23 protein-coding genes, 1 tRNA gene and 1 pseudogene are annotated in these 23,592 nt (G+C 63.4%); 9 read left to right on the top strand and 16 right to left on the bottom strand.

Translation table 11 applies throughout. From position 1 onward, the window contains the following. Nucleotides 1–192: 192 nt before the first annotated feature. The 3 genes from ccoS to LZ012_RS17500 are packed head-to-tail and all read right to left on the bottom strand — an operon-like array spanning nucleotide 193 to nucleotide 3,651. Nucleotides 193–384 (bottom strand): cbb3-type cytochrome oxidase assembly protein CcoS, encoded by a 192-nt coding sequence (gene ccoS / locus LZ012_RS17510; protein WP_275712194.1) that lies wholly within the window; start codon nucleotides 382–384, stop codon nucleotides 193–195. Continuing rightward, nucleotides 384–2,825, bottom strand: coding sequence for a heavy metal translocating P-type ATPase (locus tag LZ012_RS17505; protein WP_275712192.1), 2,442 nt, complete (start codon nucleotides 2,823–2,825; stop codon nucleotides 384–386). The genes ccoS and LZ012_RS17505 overlap by 1 nt, the downstream gene beginning before the upstream one ends. Nucleotides 2,826–2,883: 58 nt before the next feature. Then, nucleotides 2,884–3,651, bottom strand: a complete 768-nt coding sequence (locus LZ012_RS17500; protein WP_275712191.1) for a 3-hydroxyacyl-CoA dehydrogenase — start codon at nucleotides 3,649–3,651, stop codon at nucleotides 2,884–2,886. A gap of 152 nt (nucleotides 3,652–3,803) precedes the next feature. Between LZ012_RS17500 and LZ012_RS17495 the strand changes: the two genes are divergently transcribed. After that, nucleotides 3,804–4,784: a diguanylate cyclase gene (locus LZ012_RS17495; RefSeq protein ID WP_275712190.1), complete on the top strand. Its 981-nt coding sequence runs from the start codon at nucleotides 3,804–3,806 to the stop codon at nucleotides 4,782–4,784. Nucleotides 4,785–4,837: 53 nt separating this feature from the next. Next, nucleotides 4,838–4,960: pseudogene (locus LZ012_RS19820) on the top strand (arsenate reductase/protein-tyrosine-phosphatase family protein); the annotation flags it as partial. Between the two features lie 303 nt (nucleotides 4,961–5,263). Here the strand turns inward: LZ012_RS19820 and LZ012_RS17485 are convergent. Then, a complete protein-coding gene (locus tag LZ012_RS17485) occupies nucleotides 5,264–5,521 on the bottom strand; it encodes a transcriptional regulator (protein WP_275712188.1) in 258 nt (85 codons plus the stop codon). A gap of 182 nt (nucleotides 5,522–5,703) precedes the next feature. Beyond that, nucleotides 5,704–5,779, bottom strand: a tRNA-Thr gene (locus LZ012_RS17480). 103 nt (nucleotides 5,780–5,882) lie between these two features. Between LZ012_RS17480 and murJ the strand changes: the two genes are divergently transcribed. Then, a complete protein-coding gene (murJ, locus tag LZ012_RS17475) occupies nucleotides 5,883–7,439 on the top strand; it encodes a murein biosynthesis integral membrane protein MurJ (RefSeq protein WP_275712187.1) in 1,557 nt (518 codons plus the stop codon). Nucleotides 7,440–7,453: 14 nt separating this feature from the next. Beyond that, nucleotides 7,454–8,083, top strand: coding sequence for a YbhB/YbcL family Raf kinase inhibitor-like protein (locus tag LZ012_RS17470; protein ID WP_275712186.1), 630 nt, complete (start codon nucleotides 7,454–7,456; stop codon nucleotides 8,081–8,083). 69 nt (nucleotides 8,084–8,152) lie between these two features. Here the strand turns inward: LZ012_RS17470 and LZ012_RS17465 are convergent, their stop codons facing one another. The 3 genes from LZ012_RS17465 to LZ012_RS17455 form a co-directional block, all read right to left on the bottom strand. Next, a complete protein-coding gene (locus LZ012_RS17465; protein ID WP_275712185.1) occupies nucleotides 8,153–10,024 on the bottom strand; it encodes a TolC family outer membrane protein in 1,872 nt (623 codons plus the stop codon). Between the two features lie 295 nt (nucleotides 10,025–10,319). After that, a complete protein-coding gene (locus LZ012_RS17460) occupies nucleotides 10,320–11,471 on the bottom strand; it encodes an ATP-binding protein (protein WP_275712184.1) in 1,152 nt (383 codons plus the stop codon). Between the two features lies 1 nt (nucleotide 11,472). Beyond that, entirely contained in the window at nucleotides 11,473–12,153 is a 681-nt protein-coding gene (locus tag LZ012_RS17455) for a response regulator transcription factor (protein ID WP_275712183.1), read from the bottom strand. A 28-nt stretch (nucleotides 12,154–12,181) separates the two neighbouring features. Here LZ012_RS17455 and LZ012_RS17450 point away from each other — a divergent pair, with 28 nt between their 5' ends. Together LZ012_RS17450 and LZ012_RS17445 are read left to right on the top strand one after the other, a co-directional pair. Further along, nucleotides 12,182–12,355 carry a hypothetical protein gene (locus LZ012_RS17450; RefSeq protein WP_275712182.1) on the top strand — a complete coding sequence of 58 codons (174 nt, stop codon included), beginning with the start codon at nucleotides 12,182–12,184 and terminating at the stop codon, nucleotides 12,353–12,355. A gap of 122 nt (nucleotides 12,356–12,477) precedes the next feature. Next, the gene (locus LZ012_RS17445) at nucleotides 12,478–13,155 is read left to right on the top strand and encodes an EF-hand domain-containing protein (protein WP_275712181.1); all 678 of its coding nucleotides are present in this window, start codon (nucleotides 12,478–12,480) and stop codon (nucleotides 13,153–13,155) included. Nucleotides 13,156–13,181: 26 nt separating this feature from the next. Here the strand turns inward: LZ012_RS17445 and LZ012_RS17440 are convergent, their stop codons facing one another. Next, a complete protein-coding gene (locus LZ012_RS17440) occupies nucleotides 13,182–14,501 on the bottom strand; it encodes a sigma-54 interaction domain-containing protein (protein WP_275712179.1) in 1,320 nt (439 codons plus the stop codon). A gap of 336 nt (nucleotides 14,502–14,837) precedes the next feature. On the opposite strand from LZ012_RS17440, the gene ccoG reads away from it, so the two are divergent. Then, nucleotides 14,838–16,250 (top strand): cytochrome c oxidase accessory protein CcoG, encoded by a 1,413-nt coding sequence (gene ccoG / locus LZ012_RS17435; RefSeq protein WP_275712178.1) that lies wholly within the window; start codon nucleotides 14,838–14,840, stop codon nucleotides 16,248–16,250. 226 nt (nucleotides 16,251–16,476) lie between these two features. Then, nucleotides 16,477–16,704, top strand: a complete 228-nt coding sequence (locus LZ012_RS17430) for a hypothetical protein (protein WP_275712177.1) — start codon at nucleotides 16,477–16,479, stop codon at nucleotides 16,702–16,704. 79 nt (nucleotides 16,705–16,783) lie between these two features. Here LZ012_RS17430 and LZ012_RS17425 read toward each other — a convergent pair whose 3' ends face one another. Genes LZ012_RS17425 through LZ012_RS17400 form a run of 6 tightly spaced genes read right to left on the bottom strand, consistent with a single transcriptional unit; the run spans nucleotide 16,784 to nucleotide 21,470 of the window. After that, on the bottom strand, nucleotides 16,784–16,999 hold the full coding sequence (locus LZ012_RS17425; RefSeq protein ID WP_275712176.1) for an RNA-binding S4 domain-containing protein: 216 nt from the start codon (nucleotides 16,997–16,999) through the stop codon (nucleotides 16,784–16,786). Continuing rightward, a complete protein-coding gene (locus LZ012_RS17420) occupies nucleotides 16,996–17,646 on the bottom strand; it encodes a LutC/YkgG family protein (protein ID WP_275712175.1) in 651 nt (216 codons plus the stop codon). Before LZ012_RS17420 ends, LZ012_RS17425 begins: the two co-directional genes overlap by 4 nt. Beyond that, the gene (locus LZ012_RS17415; protein ID WP_275712294.1) at nucleotides 17,643–18,602 is read right to left on the bottom strand and encodes a D-2-hydroxyacid dehydrogenase; all 960 of its coding nucleotides are present in this window, start codon (nucleotides 18,600–18,602) and stop codon (nucleotides 17,643–17,645) included. Before LZ012_RS17415 ends, LZ012_RS17420 begins: the two co-directional genes overlap by 4 nt. After that, the gene (locus LZ012_RS17410) at nucleotides 18,599–19,297 is read right to left on the bottom strand and encodes an aldehyde dehydrogenase family protein (RefSeq protein ID WP_275712174.1); all 699 of its coding nucleotides are present in this window, start codon (nucleotides 19,295–19,297) and stop codon (nucleotides 18,599–18,601) included. Before LZ012_RS17410 ends, LZ012_RS17415 begins: the two co-directional genes overlap by 4 nt. Before the next feature lie 2 nt (nucleotides 19,298–19,299). Next, nucleotides 19,300–20,745, bottom strand: coding sequence for a lactate utilization protein B (locus LZ012_RS17405; protein ID WP_338033173.1), 1,446 nt, complete (start codon nucleotides 20,743–20,745; stop codon nucleotides 19,300–19,302). Next, a complete protein-coding gene (locus LZ012_RS17400) occupies nucleotides 20,742–21,470 on the bottom strand; it encodes a (Fe-S)-binding protein (protein WP_275712173.1) in 729 nt (242 codons plus the stop codon). Before LZ012_RS17400 ends, LZ012_RS17405 begins: the two co-directional genes overlap by 4 nt. A 130-nt stretch (nucleotides 21,471–21,600) precedes the next feature. Between LZ012_RS17400 and LZ012_RS17395 the strand changes: the two genes are divergently transcribed. Further along, nucleotides 21,601–22,329 (top strand): IclR family transcriptional regulator, encoded by a 729-nt coding sequence (locus LZ012_RS17395; protein WP_275712290.1) that lies wholly within the window; start codon nucleotides 21,601–21,603, stop codon nucleotides 22,327–22,329. Between the two features lie 81 nt (nucleotides 22,330–22,410). Here LZ012_RS17395 and pbpG read toward each other — a convergent pair whose 3' ends face one another. Beyond that, nucleotides 22,411–23,499, bottom strand: a complete 1,089-nt coding sequence (pbpG, locus tag LZ012_RS17390) for a D-alanyl-D-alanine endopeptidase (RefSeq protein WP_275712172.1) — start codon at nucleotides 23,497–23,499, stop codon at nucleotides 22,411–22,413. Between the last annotated feature and the right edge of the window lie 93 nt (nucleotides 23,500–23,592).

Here is a 23,592-nt window from a genome sequence, read left to right as displayed (position 1 = left end):
CTAGATCAATCTACCGATTATCTAAGTCAAATTAGTCCGAATTGCCTAGCCGGAAGATCATATTCCGGGGTGGCGTGGACAAAAAAAGGGTGCGTCGTAACGCACCCCAACCCCAACAGAGAATCGCAGCGGGACACTCGCTCCGCAATGCGCCCATTATGGCGATCGGGCCGAAGCCTGCGTTGACGCAGGTCAAACTTTCTCTGTTTTATCAGGGTCGCTCTTTTCGACTGGGGGTGGCGGCGGATTATCGTCCATCAAGACGCGAAAACCCGGCCCTTCGAGGTCGTCGAACTGCCCGCTCCGCACCGACCACCAGAAGGCGATCGCGATCCCGAAAACAAGCAGCACCGACACCGGAATCAATAGATAGACGCTTTCCATCAGTCGTCAGCCTCCTGGCGCTGGATGCGCAGAGAATTGAGCACGACCAGCAAGGAGCTGGCCGACATGCCGATACCGGCCAGCCATGGCGTGACATAGCCGGCGATAGCCAAGGGCAGTGCAACGAAATTGTATGCGAAGGACCACCACAGGTTCTGGCGAATTATTTGCAGGGTGCGCTGGGCACGCCGCAAACCATGGCGCAGATGATCCAGATTTTCCGACAGCAGCACGAAATCGGACTGAGTACGCGCCAGTTGCGCACCGCCGCCCATGGCCACCGAGACCTGGGCCTGAGCCAGGACCGGCGCGTCGTTCACGCCGTCGCCGACCATCGCGACAACCGCCCCCGCCGCCTGCAGCTCCTTGACGCACGCATGCTTGCCCTGTGGCGTCACCCCGGCCCGCACATCGTCGATACCTAGCACGCCGCCGATGCGGCGCGCCACGCTTTCGGCATCCCCGGTCAGCAGCACGACCCGTTTGCCCGCCTCACGCAAATCGGCGACCAGGCGCGCCGACTCCGGCCGCAACTCGTCACCGATACGGAACAGTGCCAAGCAGCCGCTGTCGTCGCCGAGGACGACCACGGTATCGCCGCTACCCAGCCAATCGCCAGCACTTTCCGGCAAGCGCCCTGTGGCCCGACCCAAGGCGTAATCCGGGCGCCCGATCCGGTATCGACGCCCCTCGACAACGGCCTCAACCCCCAGCCCCGGCTCGCTCCGCGCCTCAACGGCAACCAGCGGCGGGCGCCCGGACGCGGAGCGCAAGGCCATGGCCAACGGGTGCTCAGAGGCGTGTTCCAAGGTTGCCGCCAAGGCCAAACAATCCTCGCGCCCGAGCTTGCCGGTCGGCAGGACATCGACCAAATGCATGCGACCGGTGGTCAGAGTACCGGTCTTGTCGAAGACGAAATGCGTGGCGCGGGCCAGTGTTTCGATGGCATGGCCTCGGGTGACCAGCAAACCGTCCTTGGCCAGCGCCCCAGCCGCCACGGTCAGGGCAATGGGCGTCGCCAGCGAAAGGGCACAGGGACAAGTCACCACCAGCACCGACACCGTAATCCACAAGGCCTTGGCCGGTTCGACGAAATACCAGCCGACAGCAACACCGATGGCGACCAGCAGCAGTGCGGCGACGAAATAGCTGGCAATGCGGTCGGCCATTTCAACGATTTTCGGTTTTTCAGCCGCCGCACGCTCCATCAGATGGATGATGGCCGACAGGCGCGAGCCTTCGCCGACTTGCTCGACCTGCACGACGAGCGGGCTTTCGGCATTAACCGAACCGCCGGTGACCGCATCTCCCGGCGCCTTCGGCACCAGCTTGCTCTCCCCGGTCAGCAGGGACTCGTTGGCCGAGCTCATTCCTTCGACCACCCGGCCGTCGGCCGGAACGATGTCACCCGGACGCACCAAGACGTGGTCGCCGGCACGCAGATCGGCGACCACGCATTGTTCGGCGGTGCGATCGCCGGGGAAGGCCGGCATTTTTTGCGCAAAGGCCGGCAGCAGTTTGGCCAGCGCCTCGGTCACGCTGATCGCCTTCTGGCGCGCCGTCATCTCAAGGAAACGGCCGCCGAGCAGGAAAAAGATGAACATAGTCACCGAGTCGAAATACACCTCGCCCTGCTGGACGAAAGTCGCCCAGCAACTGGCCAGGAAAGCGGCGCCGACCCCCAGCGCCACCGGCACATCCATGCCGACACGGCGCAGCTTGAGATCCCTCCAGGCATTACGGAAAAACGGGGCGGACGAATAGAAGATGACCGGCAGGGTGAGCAGCAGACTGGCCCAACGCATCAGGCTTTCGATATCCGGCGCCATGTCGCCGTCGGCGATGTACACCGGATAGGCGTACATCATCACCTGCATCATGCCAAAACCAGCCACCCACAGGCGCCACAGGGCATCGCGGCGTTCCTTGCGGGAAATTTCCTCATTTTTGGCCGCATCGTAGGGATAGGCGCGGTAGCCGATGGCAGCAACCGCCGCCAGGATATCCGACAGTTTGATGCGCGATTCGTCCCAGCGGACCCGGGCGCGGCGAGTGGCATAGTTGATGTCGATCGCCGTCACGCCCGACAGACGGCCGACATGCTGCTCGTTCAGCCAGATACAGGCGGCACAGGTAATACCCTCGAGCAGCAAGGAAGCCTCGCGCTCGCTGTCGCCGAGCGCCTTGACGAAACTCTTCTGGAATTCGGCATGATCGTACATGGCCAACTGGTCGAGCACCGCCGGCATCGCCTCGCGCGGCGACTCGGGCAGCGCGTCACGGCTGCTGTAGTAGTCGGCCAGCCCGTTATCGACGATCGACTGGGCCACCGCCTGGCAGCCGTAGCAGCAGACCGCCCGCGCCTCCCCCTTGATCAAGACCGACAGATCGACGTCGTCAGGAATGGGCAAACCACAGTGATAGCAGGAGCAGGGGGACATACAAACGAAAAAAGGCACCGAAGTGCCTTTTGAATCAAGGGCAGTACGAAAGTATAGTTTATTTGGCCCCCATTCGGATGGCGCCGTCCAGACGGATCACCTCACCATTGAGGTAGGCATTTTCGGCGATATGGCGAACCAGCGCCGCGTATTCGGCCGGCTTGCCCATGCGCGTCGGGAACGGAACCATCTTGTTCAGCGCATCCTGCACCTCGGCCGGCATGCCCAGCAGCATCGGGGTTTCCATGATGCCCGGCGCGATGGTCAGGCAACGGATGCCGCTGCGCGCCAGTTCGCGCGCTACCGGCAGGGTCAGGGCGACGATGCCGCCCTTGGAGGCGGCGTAGGCGGCTTGGCCGAGCTGGCCTTCGTAGGCCGCCACCGAGGCGGTATTGACGATCACGCCGCGCTCGCCACCGGCGTCCGGCTCGTTCTTCAGCATCGCTTCGGCCGCCAGGCGCAGCATGTTGAAGGTGCCGATCAGGTTGATGTTGATGACCTTGGCGAAGCTTTCCAGCTTGTGCGGACCTTCCTTGCCGACCACCTTTTCGGCCGGAGCGACGCCGGCGCAATTAACCAGCCCATGCAGGGCACCGAACTTGGTGACGGCCGAATTCACGGCGTTGATCGCCGAAGCCTCGCTCGCCACATCGGTTTCCACGAACACGGCATTGGCGCCGAGCTGCGCCGCCAGGTTTTCGCCTGCTTCGCGATTGAGATCGGCCAGCACCACCTTGGCGCCCGCCTCGATCAAGTTCGTCGCCGTCGCCGCGCCCAGCCCGGAGCCACCACCAGTCACCAGAAAAATCTTGTCCTTGATCTGCATTGCCGCTCTCCTCTGTGTGTATATCGGCCGTCACTCCAGACGGTACCGTATGGAAAACAAACATATTACTCCTCGCCACGACAAAGAAAAATCCCCGTATCACGACCGGTGCTATGATTGACGGATGATCATCTGGCGCCCTCTTCCCGACCATGTCTGATCGCCTCCCCGTCAGGACCCGGAATGCAACGGTTCTGGTCATCGACCCCTCGCCGATCGATCGCGCCCAGATTTGCGAGTGCCTGAGCCAACTGGCGGATATCCATGTACTGGCCGCCGGCGACACCGAGCAGGCGCTGCAACTGGTCCGCCAGGCCCGGCCCAGCATGGTCCTGCTCGACAGCGCGCAAAAAGGCATAGACGGCATTGCGCTGACCCGGGCCATCCGCGCGTGGGAACAATCCGGCGGCAACCAGGTTTTTTCGCCGTGGACGCCGATCGTCTTCCTCTCCTCGATCAACGACGAAGACCTGCTGGCGCAAGGAATCCTGGCAGGCGGCGACGACTTCGTCTGCAAGCCCGTTTCCGAAGTGGTGCTGCTCGCAAAGGTCCGGGCCATGTTGCGTATCGCCGCCCGGCAACGGGAAATTTGCGAAGTCCATCGCCAGCTGAAGGATATTGCCACCCTCGACAGCCTCACCGGCATCCCGAACCGGCGTTATTTTGACGATACGCTGGTGAGCGAATGGAAACGCTGTCTACGCACTGAAACGCCGTTGAGCATCGTGCTCAGCGACGTTGATTTCTTCAAGCAGTTCAACGACATCTACGGACACCAGGCAGGCGACGCCTGCCTCAAGGCGGTGGCCAGCACACTGAGCGAATCGCTGTTCCGAGTTGAAGACAGCGTGGCCCGCTACGGCGGTGAGGAATTTGTCGCCATCCTGCCCGGTACCGACGCCAGTGGCGCCTATGCGGTGGCCGAACGGATGCGCCAGTCGGCGCGGGAACTGTGCATTCCGCACGAAAAAGGGATCGGCGGCCAGCTCTCGTGCAGCTTTGGCGTCGCCAGCATCTATCCCAGCCCGGACAGGATTCCGCACCAGCTTCTTCGCTTTGCCGACGCCGGCCTGTACGCGGCCAAGCGGGCTGGGCGAAACCGGGTCGAGATTAGCAGCGAAATGCTCAACTGAATGCCGTTGCGGCCGCACGAAAAAGCACCGCCGCGGAAAGCGAAGACTGCCCGATGCCGGCCCCGAAAACCGTGCTGGTGCCGTGCACAGACAACTCGGGCCGCTCCCAGATGGCCGAGGCCATTCTGAACCACGACCAGGCAGGCCAAGTGCGCGACATATCGGCAGGTACGCGCCCGCAGCCCGCCGTCGCCGACGGCGCCCTCGAAGCCCTGAAACTGGCCGGCGTGCCGACGCCGCTGGCCATCGACCTGGCGGTCAGCGTCTGCGACAACGCCCAGGAGCCTGCCCTATCTTTCCGCGCCCGGTTAGGCGCATCCATCTGCCTTTCCACGATCTGCATGGCGAACCGCTGGCAAGCTTCATTACCGTACTCGACGATATCCACAGACGTCTGGTGCCGGCCGTTCGCCAAGCTGTGGCCGACGACGGTGATCAGCAAGGCAGCCGTGGATAGGCTGCCTTCGAAGAGCGTGGGTTTACTCGACCGGCTTGCTGGCCGGCTTGCGGCCCGGAGCGGGCTTGGGGAAATACCCGAAAATACGGCACTGGATCGCTTCGACCGGCTTGCCGTTCTTGAAGCTGGTCACGCTGCACATGGAGATTTCCTGCTGCGCCGACAACTCGGACAGCGCGGCGCGCACTTCAGCAAGGGGAAGCTTGATGGCATTCGCGATTTCCAGATCGAGCAGTTGCCCGTGCTTTTTGAGATGATCAAGAACCTTGGGAGTCGTCATCGCCTATCCTTTACTCGGTTTATGCATAACTTCTCTCAGTGTTCTTGAACGAGGAAAAATTGGACCCCGGCAAAAAACACCAGGATAATTTTCCTCGCCAAGGCGCAACAGAGGAGCAATACAGAAAACACAAAACGCAAAAAGGCCAACTTCGAAAAGTTAGCCTAAGTGCATGATTTTACTGGTGCCGTTGAAGTGAATCGAACACTCGACCTACTGATTACGAATCAGTTGCTCTACCAACTGAGCTACAACGGCACACTTGCCAAAAGCCCACAAACACCGGGCTTTCGCCGCTTCCGAAAAAGCAGAGCGTAGAATTATAGCTTTTTCGCCCCTCTTCAGGCAACGTTAGCAACCAATGAATCTGCTTCGCGCGCTGGCCACCGTCAGCGGAATGACCCTGCTGTCGAGAATCCTCGGCTTTGTTCGCGACTTCGTGATCGCCCGCGCTTTTGGCGCCGGGCTGGCGACCGACGCCTTTTTCGTCGCCTTCAAGTTGCCCAACCTGCTCCGTCGCATGTTCGCCGAAGGCGCCTTTTCGCAGGCTTTCGTGCCCATTCTCGGCGAATACAAGAATAAGCGCAGCGTCGAGGATACCCGCACCCTGGTCGACCACGTGGCCAGCCTGCTGTCCATGATGCTGTTCGCCGTCACCGTCGTCGGTATCGCCGCTGCACCGCTGCTGGTCTGGATCTCCGCCCCCGGTTTCAGCACCGATGCCGGCAAGTTTGAATTGACGGTCACCCTGACCCGCATCGCCTTTCCGTACATCTTCTTCATGTCGCTGGTCGCCCTGGCCGGCGGCCTGCTCAACAGCTGGAGCCGCTTCGCCCTGCCCGCCTTCACGCCGGTGTTGCTCAACCTGTCGTTCATCGCCATGGCCTTGTTTGCCGCCCCGTATTTCGATCCGCCCGTGCTGGCGCTGGCCTGGGCGGTGTTCATCGGCGGCCTGCTGCAAATGGCGATCCAGATTCCGGCACTGAAAAAAATTTCCATGCTGCCGCGCCCGACACTGAACTGGCGGGCGGCGTGGGCCGATCCCGGCGTCCGCCGCATCGCCACGCTGATGGGTCCGGCGCTGATCGGCGTTTCGGTGTCGCAGGTCAGTTTGCTGATCAACACCATTTTCGCCTCCTTCCTGAAAACCGGCAGCGTGTCCTGGCTGTACTACGCCGACCGCCTGATGGAATTCCCGTCCGGCATGCTGGGCGCGGCGCTCGGCACCATTCTGCTGCCCTCCCTGTCTCGCTACCATGCCAGCGAAAACCATGTCGAATACTCCCGGCTGCTCGACTGGGGGCTGCGCCTGACCCTGCTGCTAGCCGCGCCAGCTGCTGTCGGCCTGGCCATCCTCGCCGTACCGCTGATCGCGACGCTGTTCTTTCATGGCGCCTTCGCGGCCGATGACGTCTTCCGCACCCGCGAGGCGCTTGTTGCCTACACGGTCGGCCTGGTTGGCCTGATTTTGGTCAAGGTGCTGGCGCCCGGCTTCTACGCCCGGCAGAACGTCAAAACGCCGGTGCGCATCGCCTTGATTTCGCTGACCGCCACGCAGGTCATGAACCTCGCCTTCGTGCTGTGGGTCGGCATCGGCCACGCCGGCCTGGCCCTATCGATCGGCCTCGCGGCCTGCCTGAACGCGGCCATGCTCTATCGCGGCCTGCGCCGCCTGGACATCTACCATCCGCAACCAGGCTGGGGCAGTTTCCTGCTCAAGCTGAGCCTCGCCTTGATCGTCATGGCCGCCGTGCTGTGGTTCGGCATGGGCAGCGAGGCAAGCTGGCTGCAGGCCGATTTCATGGCGCGCGGCGTCCGTTTGGCATGGCTGGTTCCACTTGGTTGTGGGTCATATTTCGCTACACTATGGGCATTCGGCTTCCGGCTGCGCGACTTCAAGAAGCGCACGGCCGTCTAACAGGAGACATGACGATGAAACTGAGCAGCAGCAGTTTTTCCGATGGCCAGACTATCCCCGGCGACCATTCCTTCTGTATTCCCGACCCGGCCCATCATGTCTGCCTTGGCCGCAACCTGAATCCGCAGCTGGCATGGACCGAAGCGCCGGCCGGCACACTGTCCTTCGCGCTGGTCTGCCATGATCCGGATGTTCCCAGCCAGGGCGACGACGTCAATCAGGAGGGACGCACCGTTCCCGCCTCTTTGCCGCGCGTCGATTTCTTCCATTGGGTGCTGATCGACCTGCCGCCTTCGATCACGGCGCTCCGTGAAGGCGAATTCAGCAGCGAAGTGACGCCGCGCGGCAAGCCCGGGCCGCAGGCTGCGCACGGCGCCCGCCAGGGCATCAACAACTACACCGACTGGTTCGCCGGCGACCACGACATGTGCGGCGACTACTACGGCTACGACGGCCCCTGCCCGCCGTGGAACGATGAAATCATCCACCGCTACGTCTTTACGGTGTTTGCGCTGGATGTCGACAAACTACCGATCGATGGCAAATTCGGCGGACCGGAGGTGCGCGCCGCGATGCAGGGGCATATCCTGGCCGAAGCCAGCCTGACTGGTAGCTATACGCTGAATCCGCTGCTGCAAGGCTGAATCCAGCCGCTGCAAAGAGAAAAGGCCATGCACGAATGCATGGCCTTTTGCTTGGCGATTGGCTGACAGTCAGCGCTTCGGCTTGCAGCCACCCACCGTGTTGCCGACGCAGGGCACCGAGCTTTCGCGGTTGATCAGCCACTTGCCACCTACCCTGATCATCTCCAGCGTCTTCTGCGTGGTATCGCTGAAAGCAGTGGACGAATAGACCTGGCGGAACTCGACAAAGGCACGGTCGGGACCGTCCATGCGGACCTTCAACTCCTGAATCTCGACGCCGATGTCGGCCCGCGGCGAAATCCGCCCACGGCGCAACTGGGCCCAGTCTTCGCGGGACAGGCCGCCGTCCGGAGTGAAGCTCGGTGCATAGAAACCGGTGTAGGCCGCGTAATCGCGGGACGCCCAGGCCGCCGCCCAGGATTTGACGCGATTTTCAATGTCGGACTCCGGTCCGGCAGCAACCGGCGCTGGCACCGGTGCCGGCACCAACTGCGGACGCGTGGCGTTCAAGGCTGCCGCCTTGGCATCGAGCGCCTCGCGATCGGTCAGGTCAAGGGCGATCGGATCGCTCGGGCACAGCAGGGACGGATCGACCTCGGCCAGTTCGCTGGCCTCCGGGGTCGGGGCATCAAGGCGCTGCAGACCGAGGTATTCGAGCAGCGTTCCCATCCCGGCGTAGGTGCGCAGATAGGCCAAGCTCAAATCGGTATCGGCATTGACTCTGGAACGGCGTGCGGAGAGCAGTTCGTTTTCGGTATCGAGCAGATCGAGCAGGGTACGCTGGCCGACGTTGAACTGGTCGCGGTAGGCATCGCGAGTCTTTTCCAGCATGGCGACCTGGCGGGCGTGATGGGCCGACTGCTCTTTCAGGCGCAGGGCGTCGTTATAGGCGATGAGCAGGGTCTGGCGGGTGTCGCGGCAGGCCTTTTCGCGCATGTCGAACGCGAGGTTCTTCTTTTCGATGGTCTGCTTTTCGCGGGCGCGGTCGGAACCGCCGTTGAACAGGTTCCAGCTGACGACCAACTCGGCCACCTTGTAATCGCGCTGGCCTTCGTCGCCCAGGTAGTTCTTGGTCTGGTCGGTGCGGGCGCGGAAATCGAGCTTGGGCGAATAGGCGGCGCGGCGGGCATCGATCTCGTACTGGCTGGCCTCGATGTTTTCGGTGGCGGCGAGCAGGGCCGGATTTTTCCGGTGCAGCGTATCCAGGGCACTCTTCGCCTGCCCCGGGAAGGCACTGTTGACCTGGATCGGCGCAATGATGGCGCCGGTCGGCTGGGTGCCGACCAGGCGCTGGTAACGCGCCGAAACGTCGTGCAGGTTGGCCTGCTCGGTAACCAGGTTGATTTCAGCGAGGGCCAGGCGACTACCCGCCTGCTCGAGGTCCACCCGACGCCCGACACCGCTCTGCACGCGGCGCTGGATTTGATCGTGGGTCGCCTTGTGCTGGACATAGTTGTCCTTGGCCAGATCGACCATCTGCCGATAGCGCAGCACGTCGAGATAGGCGCGCGACGCCTCGAGAGCGACGGTTTCCGAAGCATCGAGCAGTTCGTAATAGCGGACCAGGCGGGCCTTGTCGAGGCGGCGCACCTCGTTGCGCGTGGCGAAACCATCGAACAACATCTGGTTAAGGCTGAGCACGTAACCGCTGCGGGTGTAGTCGCGGTCGGCTGCGGAGGGCTGACGCAGGCTTTCGCGGCCGCCGCCGGCGGACAGATCGACGCGCGGAAAATAGCCGCCGCGGGCGACACCGATTTCCTCGTCGGCGGCCTTGTAGTTGTGCCACTTAGACGTCACTTCCGGGCTATTGAGAACCGCGCGTTGCGCCACATCCTTCAAGGTCGACTGCACCGGAAGCGGCGCCGATGCCGTCTGGGCAAGAACCGGAATGGTCACGGCGAGGAAGAGGGAGGCAACGGCGTTGTATTTGATATTCGGCACAGGGAAACTCGTTTGACAGGAACTCGACCTCCGGCACGGCGACCGAAACCTCAAAAGAAGGAGCGACTCCAAGTAAATGCCGGCAATTATAGGTAGTACGTATTACCTCTTAGTAGGAATTAGTAAAACGGAGTGAGAAATAAATCACAAATTTGCCGGGAAAAAACCGTCTTTTTTCAATGACATGCCCCATCTACGCCGCCCATGGCATCACCTATCGGCGATGGCCAACGCCCATAGCACGGGTGCCGGCGTCATGACCACACCAACGTACCAAGCGTCTGAAAACAAACGACTATGTTGTTGAAAGCGGGATTTCGATGCACACCGCAAGGCCGCCATTTTTTCTGTTTGTCGCGGTAATCGTCCCGTTGACGCTCTCGACCACCCGGCGGGCGATGGCCAGCCCGAGGCCATACCCCTCATGGCCGGCCATGGCCTGACCGCGAAAGAAGGGCGTGAAAATCGTTGCCAGATCGGAGTCGGCCACCCCTGGCCCGCAATCGAGGACCGAAATGCGAAAGACACCGGAGGCGCACACCCCGGCCTCGATACGCACCGAACTGTCGGTTGGCGCGTAACGCAGGGCATTGCGCACCACGTTTTCGATGGCGCGATGCAGCAGTTCGCCGTTGGCCAGCACGCTGGCCATGCCTGTCGGCGCGTAGTCGATGTCGATGTGGCGCCCCATGCCTTCGAAACGGGCGTCCTCGACCAGGCCGGCCATCAGCTCGTCCATATCCACCGGGCCGAGCTCTACGGCACTTTTCGCCTCCAGACGGGACAGGGTAAGCAGTTCGCCGATCAGGCGGTTCATCCGCTCGCTTTCGCGCTCGATGCGGGCCATCGTGTCTTCCGTCCGCTCCGGCTGCTGGCGGGCCAGGCCGACCGCGGCCTGCAGGCGGGCCAGCGGCGAGCGCAGCTCGTGCGACACATCGTGCAACAGGCGCTTCTGGCCTTCGACGACCGCCTGCAAGCGGTCGGCCATATGGTCGAAATCGCGACCGAGATCGGCCAGCTCATCGCGCCGCGCCCCCATTCCCGGCATCACGCGCGCCCCCAAGTCGCCACTGGAAACCGCATCGAAACCGCTGCGCAGGTGGCGGATCGGCCGGGCGAAGTACCACGCCACCCCGCCGGCGCACAACAGGCTGGCGACGAACCCGGCAAAAAGCGGCCACAGCGGTAAATGCTGGCCCGGCGGTCCCGGTCGAAACCGAGGTGGCGGCGGCCTGTCATCGAAGGGCGGCGAATCGGGCGAGAACGGCGGGGGCCGGGGCGGCCCCTCCCCTCGCCTTTCGTCCGGCAGCAAGGGTGGCCGCCGCTCGCCCTCGATGGCGCTGAGCAGGCCGCGGTGCTCCGCCCAGAACAGCGCCCCGGTGCCGGCGACGGCTGCCATCTGGCCCAGCCAGATGAACAGGAACAGCTTCCAGAACAGCCGTCCCACGCTATTCCCGAATCAACTGGTAGCCCTGCCGGAACACGGTCTGGATGCAGGAGCGTCCGTCCGCCAACAGCCCCAGCTTGTGGCGGATACTCGACAGATGGACATCGATGCTCCGGTCGAAGCGCGCCAGCGGCCGGCCGAGAGCCTGTTCGCACAAGGCCCCCTTGCTCACCGGGCGCCCGGCGTTGCGGGCCAGCACTTCCAGCAGATTGAACTCGGTGCTGGTCAAGTCTACCGAACTGCCCTGCCATTCGACACGCCGCTGCTCCGGATAGACCGCCAGCGGGCCGACACAAAGCGGAGCGCTGGCCGATTCAGCCGCCTGGGTGCGGCGCAGAATGGCGCGCAAGCGCGCCGCCAGTTCGCGCGGCAGGCAAGGCTTGGGTACGTAGTCGTCGGCCCCCAGCTCAAGGCCGACAATGCGGTCCATATCGTCACCCTTGGCGGTCAGCATCAGCACCGGCACCTGGCTGGCCGCCCGGATGCGGCGCAAGACTTCGACGCCGCTGAGCTTCGGCATCATGACGTCGAGCACGACGATGGCGTAGCGCCCGGACAGGGCCTCGGCGACGCCGGCTTCGCCATCATGGACGGCCGTGGCGGTGAAGCCGTCCCCGTCCAGGTAGTCGCGCAGCATGCCCGCCAACTCGACATCGTCATCAACCAGAAGAATGTGCGCCATATCCCGATGAATTCGTTGAGAAAGCTCAATGATAGCCAAGGCGCGACGGGCGACCTATCCGGGCGGGGCGGGCTTTACAGATATTTACGACTGGCCGGCAAAGCGGCGGTCGGCAGTATTTGTCGGCGGCCATTTTTTCCCGAAAAACACGCAAAAACAACCAAATTTCGAGCAAAACAGCGCAAAAACGCTGTTTCGTTAACCGAAATTTACCTCGTTTAACGCGAATCACCGCCAGTTTCAGGCGCTTTTGGCCGATAAATTGCTCAGAATCATGCAACCCGCCCCGGGCTCCCGATTCATTGACTATTTAAGGAGATCATCATGGTCAGCAGCGTTAACAGCAACTCTTCGATCAGCCAGCTATTCGCCAAACTCGACACCAAGAGCCAGGGCTACCTGGAAAAAAGCGACCTGCTTTCGGCATTTGCCAAGATCGGCGGCGACAGCAGTTCATCGAGCGCCGACGAAGTCTTTCAGGCGCTCGACAGCGACAGCGATGGCAAGGTCACCGAAAGCGAATTTTCCACGACGCTGTCCAAGCTGCAGGAAAAACTCGACAGCCAGTTCACCCAGATGCGCATGCAAGGCCATGGCGGACACGGCCCGCAGGGCATGGGCGGCATGCCGCCCCCGCCGCCGCAGGACGACGCCGGCTTCACCAAGGACGAACTGAGCAGCCAGCTGGAAGATATCGGCAGCAGCGACAGCCAGCGCTCTTCGTTCATTTCCAACGTCGTGCAGAATTTCGAAGCCGCCGATACCGACGGCGACGGCAAGGTCTCGTTCAGCGAGGCCCAGGCCTACAACAGCAAGTCGTCGACCAGCACCGGCACGGACACCACCGGCACGGCGAGCACTACGGCCAGTAGCACGACGGCGGCCGCCAACAGCGACAGCCAGGTCATGTTCAAGATCATGCAACTGATGCACGCCTACGGCAGCTTCAACGACAACAGCAGCAATTCGGCCCTGAGCAGCCTGCTCTCCGTGTCGGTCTGATCGTATGCGCGCCGGTCTGGATGGAATCAGGCCGGCGGCAGTGCCTGCAGCTTGCGGTACAGGGTACGCTGGCTGACGCCCAGGCGGGCCGCCAGGCCGGCCATGTCCAACCCCGGCCGGGCTTTCGCCCACGCCAGGTAGCTCCGTTCCAGATCATCCAGCGCCACCACTTCGCCTACCGAGAAGGCATCGGCGGCCGGCCGGGCCAGCGGCGGCAAGTCGTCGGCCAGTTCGGTCAGGTGCGGCTGGTCGATGATTTCGCCATCGGCGAGCAGGGTGGCGCGCTCGATCAGATTGCGCAGTTCGCGGATATTGCCGGCGAACCGCCGTTCGGACAGCCAGGCCAGCGCCGTCGGCGAAAAGCGGCGCCCCGCCTTGCGATCGACCCGCTCAAGCAGCGATGCGGCGAGCAGGGGGATGTCTTCTGTCCGCTCGTGCAAGGCCGGCGCATGGATGGGAAAGGTATTGATCCGGAAATACAGGTCGCGGCGGAAGGTTTCGGCCTGCACCATGGCCCGCAAGTCGCGGTGCGTGGCGGTGACCAGGCGGAAATCGGCCGGCAGCCAGTCCAGGCCACCGACCCGGCGATAGGTACCGGTTTCCAGCAGACGCAGCAGCTTGACCTGCAAGGCCAGCGGCAACTCACCGATTTCGTCGAGGAACAGCGTGCCCCCCGCCGCCGCCTCGACCAGCCCCTGCTTGCGGGCCATGGCACCGGTGAAGGCGCCTTTCTCGTAGCCGAACAGCTCGCTTTCGAACAGGGTTTCCGTCATCCCGGCGCAGTCGACGGCGACAAACGGCCCGTCTTCACGGGCACTGGCCTCGTGTATGGCCCGGGCGACCAGTTCCTTGCCGGTCCCGGTTTCGCCCAACAACAGCACCGCAGCGTCGGAAGGGGCGACGCGCAGGATCTTTTCCAGCATGCCGACAAAGGCCGGCGAACGGCCGACCAGCCCCTGCGCAGCCGCCCGGCTACTGGCCTGGCGGACGACGCGCATGGTTTCGACCAAATGGGTGATCCTGCCCTGATCGTCGCGGATCGGCGTCGTTTCGACGGCGACGTGCTCCTCGCCGCGCGGCGTGTGGTGCAGATGCAGCACGCGCTGCGGCTCGCCGCCCTCGAGGCTGAGCTTCAGCGGGCACGATTCGCCGGCCTGGTCGCAGGGCACGTCGAAATGATGGGACACCTGATAGCACTTTCGCCCGGCCAGCGGCTGGCCGCCGCCGAATTCCCGGACATAGGCGGCATTGGCGGCGACGATCCGGTAGTCGGTATCCATCACGATACGCGGCTCGGGCAAGCCGTCGAGGAAGGAAATCAGTTCATTGAGCGAATGTGCTGGCATGCCAATTTTGTCACCACGGCAAAGTTCGTCCGCCATTATTGACACACCGACCCGCCAAATAGCAAGACCAGCCCGACCAAGGAATTACAACCAATTGATTAACAACGGCTTCCGACCTTGATCAAAACGGGCATGCATCTTGATATAAGCCCTACCGGAAACCGATGACCCCTCTGCCCACGGCGCTTTCCTCACCACCCAATGGGCAGCGGTTGGCCAACCGGCTCCTGGCCGCATATCCCCCTTGAGTTCGCCGCGCGGCCAGCTTGATGCGTCCAGGTCGCCCGAAGTCAGCGGTCACGGTTTCCGACTTATTCACCCAGCCAACGAGGACCGATGAGCCAGTCAGAAGCCCGCGCGCAGGAAATTCCTGCCCAAGTCTCTTTTTACGAAAAGCGCAAGAAAATCCACGCCAAGGGCATCCGCGGCTATTTCGACAACTGGCGCATCACCCTGGTCGTGCTGACCCAGGTCATTTTCTACGGCGGCCTGTGGCTGAACTGGAATGGCCGACAGGCCATCCTGCTCCACTTGGTCGAACGCAAGTTCTACATCTTCGGCGTGGTGTTCTGGCCGCAGGACGTCATTTACCTGGCCGCCCTGCTCATCGTTTCCGCCTATGCGCTATTCCTGGTCACCGCCGTCGCCGGCCGCCTGTTCTGCGGCTATGCCTGCCCGCAGACGGTCTATACCCAGCTTTTCATGTGGATAGAAAACTGGGTCGAAGGCGACCGCAATGCCCGCATCAAGCTCGACAAGGCGCCGCTCGATACGCGCAAGATCCGCATCAGGGGGACCAAGCACCTGCTCTGGCTGCTGCTGTCGCTATGGACCGGCTTCACGCTGGTCGGCTATTTCACGCCGGTCAATGAACTGATCAACAACGTCCGCACCGGCAACCTCGGCCCCTGGGAGACTTTCTGGATCTTCTTCTACGGCGGCTTCACCTACCTGTTCGCCGGTTTCATGCGCGAACAGGTGTGCAAGTACATGTGCCCTTATGCCCGCTTCCAGAGCGTGATGTTCGACCCGGATACACTGATCATCACCTACGATCCGGAACGCGGCGAAACGCGCGGAGCACGCAAGAAGGGGGTCGATGCCAAAGCGGCCGGCTTCGGCGATTGCGTGGACTGCGGCCTGTGCGTGCAGGTCTGCCCGACCGGCATCGACATCCGCAACGGCCTGCAATACGAGTGCATCGGCTGCGCCGCCTGCGTCGATGTGTGCGACCAGGTCATGGACAAGACCGGCCAGCCGCGCGGACTGGTCCGCTACTCGACCGAAAACGCCATGGCGCAGCATCTCGACCGCAAGGCCATCCTGGCCCACATCGTTCGCCCGCGCATCCTGCTGTACACCGCCATTCTGGCCGTCATTCTCGGCCTGTGCGCCTGGTTCCTCGCCCACCGCATCCCGCTCAAGGTCGATATCATCCGCGACCGTTCGGTGCTGGCGCGCGAGGCGGACGACGGACGTATCGAGAACGTCTACATGCTGCAAATCATGAATACCGAGGAACGCCCGCACCGCTACCGGATCAGCGTCGACGGCCTGCCCGGTGCCGAGATCGCCGGCAATCCGGAAGTCGATGCCGGCGCTGCCGGCCTGACCTCGTACAACACCGTCGTCCGCGTGCCGCCCGATGCCGGCAAGGTCGGCTCCAATCCGATCCACTTCGACATCGTCGCCGTCGACAACCCGGACATCAAGGTTCGGGAAAAAGCCGCTTTCCTCCTACCCCAGTAGATCGGGGGCAGACTCCGCTTGGCGGGAGCTGGTCTCCCGCTTTTTTTTCGTCCATTCCCACGAAAAGCTCTGGAAAGCAGCCTGGATGGCGCGCAAAGCGCCGGGTCAAAATCAACGGGTGTGGCCTGTTCAAAACATCCCATGCTGCGTTAAATTAGACACGACTAAAGACATAGATCCTGAAATACAATACAACTTGGTCGCAAGAAAAACCGGGGATTCAGGCATGGGCAAGGAACACAAGACACGCGCAGCAACAGACCGCCGCGACGATGATCTCGGGCCGCCCGATGGCTGGAAGGACCGCCGGCGCCATACCGAAAGACGCATTCCGACCGTCGAGGAACAAGACATGACGGAAACGGAGTGGCTCAGCTATTTCGGCGCCTCATCGACTGCCGATAAACAAGCCGAAGAAGCTGCGGCCGATATTTTCGACAAAGTACGGGGCTGAGCCGCTTCCGGCTGGCGCCAGTCGCTACGGGCCAGTCCCCTGGTCAGCCGGCCAGCTGAACCCAAACACCAAACAACCCCTATTCGGCGACCAGTTCGACGGTCTCGCCAGCAAACGCCACCACCTGTCCAGGCCGCAGCTTGGCCCGCTTGCGGGTATCGACCACTCCATCGACCTTGACCCGCCCCTCGGCGATCGCCGCATGCGCCGCGCCGCCGGATTCACACAGGCCGGTCGCCTTGAGCAGTTGGTCGAGCTGGATATGGTCGCCGCGCACGGCAAAGCGGATGGTCATGATGGGTTTCCGATCAGGATCAGGTGCACCCGGCAAGGCCCGTGGGCGCCGAGGACGATGGTTTGTTCGATGTCGCCGGTCCGCGACGGGCCGGAAACGAAATTGACGGCCCGCGGCACCTCGCCGCGTTCGACCCGGAGCAGCGCGAAGGCCTCTTCCATGGTGGCGACGATACGCGTGGTGTCGACCAGCGCAATGTGCGTTTCCGGCAACAGGCTGACGGTGGCCGGCGAGTCGGGCCCGGACAGCAGCATCAAGGTGCCGGTTTCGGCCACGGCGCAGAAGCAGCCGGTGACGCCGACCTGATCGGCATCGACCGCGCCGCGCGCTTCGCTGGCGATAGCACGGCCCGACCAGTCCACGTTGCCCAGATTGGGCGTCACGACGACACGCAGAGGCAAATGAGCCGCCGTCAGATAAGCGGCCACGGCAGCCGGCACCGCTTGCCGGTCGGCGACCGCATCCAGCGTACTGGCCAGGCTTTCGGCCTTGACCCGAAAGCGCTCCACCAGGCTGCCCGAGATTGCCGGCTGCGGCCCGCGAAGCGGGGCGCGGAGCATGGCTTCGGCCGCTGCCCGCCGTCCGACAAAGTCGCCCTTGCCGACGCCCTGACGGACGCGTCCGAGAATGTCGTCCCTGGCGCTCATGCCACCCGGTTCTGCGGCGTGCCGGCCGCGAAAGCCTCGACGTTGTCGATCAGCTGGTCGGCCAGCGTCTGCATGGCCGGCCGGCTGGACCACGCGACATGCGGGGTGAGCAGGAAATTGGGCAAGGCGAGCAGGCCCGCATCGACCATCGGATGATCGTCGGACGGCGGTTCGGCAGTCAGCACGTCGAAGCCGGCGCCGGCGATCCAGCCTTCCTTCAGCGCCCGGACCAAAGCGGCTTCGTCGACGATGCCGCCGCGCGCCGTATTGATGAGCAGGACGCTAGGCTTCATGGCGCGCAATTCTGCCTCGCCGATCAGGCCACGGGTTTCGTCGGTCAGCGGGCAATGCAGGCTGATCGCGTCGGCCTGGGCCAGCACCTCGTCAAAAGCGACATGGCCGGGGCGTAGCGTTGCCGCCCCCTTGCGTTCGGCGCGCAGCACGCGCATGCCGAAGGCTTCGGCCAGGCGGGCCACACCATTGCCCAGCGTGCCGCTACCGATCAGGCCGAGCGTTACGCCGTGCAGGTCGCGGATCGGGTGGTCAAAAAAGCACCACTGTCCGGATTTCTGCCAGCCGCCGGCCTGCAGCGTTTCGCGCCAGGCGACCAGATTGCGCGACAGGGCGAGGAGCAGCGCCATGACGTGTTCGGGCACGGTATGCACGGCATAGCCGCGGATGTTCGAGACGACGATGCCGCGCGCCTTGCACGCCGCCAAGTCGACACAGTTGGTGCCGGTGGCGGCGACGGCGATCATTTTCAGTTCGGGCAGGCGGTCGAGGATGGCAGCATCGATCTGCACCTTGTTGATGAGGGCCACCGTCGCCCCGGCCAGCCGCTCCACCACTTGCCCCGGCAGGGTCTTGCCGTATTCGACCCATTCGTGGGCAAAGGCCGGCCGCCGCACGTCGGCGACCAGCCCTTCGCTCTCGAGCTGGACGATGCGCACGCTCAGGCCGCCTTCAGTTCGAAGGCCTTACCGGCCGCTTCGGCCATGGCGCCGATCTGCGCCCCGAGCGCCGCATTGCCGCAATAGACCAGGCGATCGATGGAGCTGGCGCACAGCCCCTCGATGGCGGCGACATCGCCGTGCACCAGGTTCACCACGCCGGCCGGCCATTCTTCCCGGCTGGTCAGTTCGCACAGCGCGAAGACCGCCGACGGCGCCTTCGGACTCGGCTTGACGACCAGGGTGGCACCGGCCATCAGCGCCGGCGCGATGGTTTCGGCAAAACCAGCGAGCGGGCGAGAAGCATCGAGCACGACGCCGAGCACGCCGGTCTCGCCGACCGACGCGCCACGCAGAGCTTCGACCGCTTCACCGACCTCGGCCGTAGCCCGCGCCTCGTCGAAACCGCATTCCGCCTGCAGCAGCTTGGCGAAATGGCCGGTATAGCGATCCAGCCCATCGGCCAGGCGGCCGAGGCAGACCCGGCGCGCCGGCATGCCCATCATGGCCCAGGCCGATTGCGCGGCTTGCGCCGCCTGCACCGCCTCGGCAGCCTCACTGGCGCCACACAAGGGCACGCGCCGCAGCGCTTCGCCGGTCTGCGGGTTGGTCACGGTAAAGAAGTCACTGGTGACGGTCAAAAAGGCGTGACCATTGACCCACATGGGGATGGCCATCGGGCCGTCGGCTGCAAATTCCATGCTCAAGCTCGCTTTCTTGCTTTATAGAGTTCGTGAAACGTCCGGCCCGAGCCGACGGACAGATCGCGTCCAGCGGTCCACCCCGGCGCCAGGCCGAAAATACGGATGCGGCCGGCGTCGTCGGCCAGCCAGTTCAAATAGCGGATGGCCCGCCGCGTGGCCCAGCGATAAAGTGCCGGATGCCCGGCCACCCATGCCCAGGCCTTGAGCGCCAGACGCTCGGACCACGGGCGCAGGCCGCGCTCGACCTGCTCCTCGCGCAAGCGGTGCATCAGTTTGGGCAGCGGGATGCGCACCGGGCAGACGCTGCCGCACTGGTTGCAACCGGTGGTGGCATGCGGCAGGTCGAGGGCGTTTTCGATGCCGGTGTAAAGCGGCGTCAGCACCGAGCCCATCGGCCCCGGATAGACCCAGCCGTAGGCGTGGCCGCCGAGCGAAAAATAGACCGGACAATGGTTCATGCAGGCACCGCAGCGGATGCAGCGCAGCATGTCCTGGTAGGCCGAGCCGAGCAGATTGGCACGACCGTTGTCGACCAGGATGAAGACCGTCTTTTCCGGGCCGTCATGGTCACCATCCCGCTTGGTGCCGGTAAGCAGCGACACATAATTGGAGATGCTCTGCCCGGTCGCCGAGCGCGGCAGCAAGCGCATCAGGGTGGCGAAATCCTCCAGCGTCGGCACGACCTTCTCGATGCCGGTAACCACCACGTGCACCTTGGGCAGGGTCGTCACCATGCGACCGTTGCCTTCGTTGGTGACCAGCGCCGCGGTGCCAGTCTCGGCAATCAGAAAATTGGCGCCGGAAATGCCCATTTCGGCGCTCAGAAAATGCTGGCGCAGCACCTTGCGTGCCTCGCGGGTCATGTCCGGAATGTCGGCCGAAGTCCGCATTTCGATCGGGCGGCCGTGCTCCTTGGCGAACAGGGCCTCGACTTCCTCGATGGTCTTGTGCACGGCCGGGGCGATGATGTGCGACGGCGTTTCGCCGGCCAGTTGCACGATGTATTCGCCGAGATCGGTCTCCACCGGCCGGATGCCGGCTTCAGCCAGGGCTTCGTTGAGATGCGCCTCCTCGGACAGCATGGACTTCGACTTGGTCGCCTCGGTCACGCCGTGGCGACGGGCGATGTCGACGACCAGCCGGCCGACCTCTTCGCCATCGCGCGCCCAAAGCACCTCGGCTCCGCTCGCCATGGCCCGCTGTTCGAAGATGTCGAGCCAGACATCAAGATCGGCCAGCGTCCGGTTGCGGATGTCTTCGCAGGCGATACGCAGGGTTTCGAAATCGAGGCCATCCTCGGCCAGCGCGGCGATCCCCTTGGCCCGCTTGCCGACGAACAGCGGCTTGGCCTTCTGCAGGGCACGCTGCAGGACCGGGTTGCGCACCTTGTCGCCGGCTCGCGCCTGGAAGTGCATGGCCTGCGAATGCCGGGCGGCAGCCGTCACGCCTCGTCTCCGGCCAACACCTCGGCGATGTGCAGCACGCGCGTCGTATCGTCGCCACGCCGGCGCAGACGGCCTTCGATATTCAGCAGGCAGCCGAGGTCGCCGCCGACCACCGCCGTGGCCTGAGCCGCGGCAATCGAATCGCACTTCCGATCGACGATGCGCGTCGATACCTCGCCGAATTTCACCGAAAAGGCGCCGCCGAAGCCGCAGCACTCCTCGCTATCGCTCATTTCCTTGACCGCAAGGCCCGGCACGCGCTGCAGCAAGTCGCGCGGCTGGCGCTTGATACCGAGGCCGCGCAAGCCCTTGCACGAGTCGTGGTAGGTCACGCTGCCGGCAAATTCGCCGGGCACCGCTGACACTTTCAGAATATCGGCCAGAAAGGCGGTCAATTCGTAGGTCCGCTCGGCCACGGCCCGAGCGCGCGCCCCCCATTGCAGATCGTCGGCGAACAGTTGCGGATAGATATTGCGGATCTGGTCGGCGCACGAACCGGAGGGGATAACCACGTAGTCGTAGCCTTCCAGTTCGCCAATCGCCTTCTTCGCCAGATCGCCCGCCACGGCGCGCTCGCCAGCGCTCCACGCCGGCTGGCCGCAGCAGGTTTGTCCTTCCGGAACAAACACTTCGCAGCCGGCCGCTTCCAGCAGGCGCAAAGAGGCGAAGCCGACCGACGGTCGCATCAGGTCCACCAGACAGGTAACGTAGAGGGCTACGCGCATGCTAATATTGCGGCGCACAAGAAATAGAAGTGGCTAATGCTACTCAAACCACACCAATAAAGGAATCCAGTTGTCTGAAGCAGTCAGCGGGTCCGGAAAAGCTCCCGGATCCATCCAGGTCATCGAGCGCATGATGTCGCTACTCGACGCGCTCGCCGCGTCGCCCGATGCTGCCAGCCTGAAACAGCTGGCGCTCGCCACCGACCTGCATCCGTCGACAGCGCACCGCATTCTGGCAGCGATGAGCAATGCCCGCTTTGTCGAACGTCAAGACGCCGGCACTTATCGGCTTGGTATCCGCCTGCTCGAACTGGGCAATATCGTCAAATCGCGCATCAATGTGCGCGAAGTGGCCCTGCCCTACATGCAGGAACTGCACGAACGCATCGGCGAGGCGATCAACCTCGGCGCCCGCCACGACGACGAAATCGTCTATCTCGAACGCACCTCGTCGGGCCGCTCCCTGGTCCGCGTCGTTTATCTGGTCGGTGGCCGTGCGCCGCTGCACCTGACCTCCCTCGGCAAACTGTTCCTGGCCACCGATGGCCCGCAGAAAGTTCGCGACTACGCCAAACGGACCGGCCTGCCCGGCAAGACGCCGCGTTCGCTGACCACCCTGACCGCCCTCGAAAAGGAACTGGACAAGGTTCGCCGCCACGGCATCGCCTACGACGACGAGGAAGCCGAACTTGGCCTCAAGTGCGTCGCGGCACCGATCCACGACGACGAAGGCAACACCGTCGCCGCGCTGTCGGTTTCCGCCCCCGCCGACCGCCACGATCCGGACTGGGCGCTGCAGGTCAGGAAAACCGCCGACGCTGTGTCGCAAGCGCTCGGCTACAGCAGCCCGCGCAAGTAACCCCCGATATCAGCGCCGACCCGGCGCCCATAAAGCAAAAAGGCCGCTCGACGCGGCCTTCTCCATATGCGCAAAACGTGATCAGACCTTGCGCCGATCCGGAGCCAACGAGGCGCTTTCCATCCAGCGCTTGATCCGTTGCGCATCGCCGACACGGGTCATCTTGCCGACCGAATCGAGCAGCACGATGACCACCGGCTTGTCCGCGACGCGGGCCTGCATGACCAGGCAACGGCCGGCTTCGGAAATGTAGCCGGTCTTCGACACGCCGATTTCCCAGTTGTCGCTGCGCACCAGCGCGTTGGTGTTGTGGAAGTCGCGAATGCGGCCGTTCAGTTCGACCCGTGCCTCGGCCGTCGTCGAATGCTGGCGGATTTCCGGGTAGCGGGCGGCAGCGGCCACCATGCGGGCCAGGTCATGTGCTGTGGACACGTTGTTGCTCGACAGGCCGGTCGGCTCTTCGAAGCGGGAGTTGTACATACCCAACGCCTGCGCCTTCTTGTTCATGGCCTGCACGAAAGCCGGCATACCGCCCGGGTAATGGCGGCCAAGAGCGTGGGCGGCGCGGTTTTCCGAAGACATCAGGGCCAGCAGCATGGCCGCTTCGCGGGTCATCGTGGTGCCGACCGGCAAACGGGAACGCGTGCCCTTCAGGCCATCGACATCCTCGTCGCCGATGGAGATCACTTCCTGCTGGTCGAGCTTGGCATCAAGCACGACCATGGCGGTCATCAGCTTGGAAATGGAAGCGATGGGGACGACGACATCCGGTTGCTTTTCCAGCAGGGGCTGGCCGCTGGTCTGGTCGATGACCAGCGCCGAAGCCGAATAGAGAGCCAGGCGACGCGGGTCGCCGTCCATTTCCATGGCGACATGGCGAACGTGCTTGACGGCAGGCTTGGCTGCGACGAGGGAATTCTTCGCCGACGGACGAGGCTGGCTCGCTGCGGCATGCTTAATCGAGGATTTGGCGGCAGCGGTCTTGCTCGGCTGCGCCTTGGCCGCCGTTTTAGCAGCCGGCTGCTTGCCCGACTTGGCCACTGCCGGTGCCTTCTTGGCGGCCTTTTTCGAGGTATTTTGCTCTGTGGTCTGCGCGGCAAACGCAGGCGCTTGCCCACACAGTCCAAGTACGACACCGACCAGCAAGGCCGCCTTCAATTTCTGCTTCATTTCACATCTCCCGCCAATCGCCGGCATTTTATCCGAGTTTAGCAGGAGACGTGGAATTTTCAATAAAAATAAGCAGATATAAAAACAAATTAA

Source organism: Dechloromonas hankyongensis (assembly GCF_022012295.1).
Classification (GTDB): domain Bacteria; phylum Pseudomonadota; class Gammaproteobacteria; order Burkholderiales; family Rhodocyclaceae; genus Azonexus; species Azonexus hankyongensis.
Note: the sequence above shows the minus strand (reverse complement) of the source record. Positions and strands in the feature narration are given on the sequence as shown.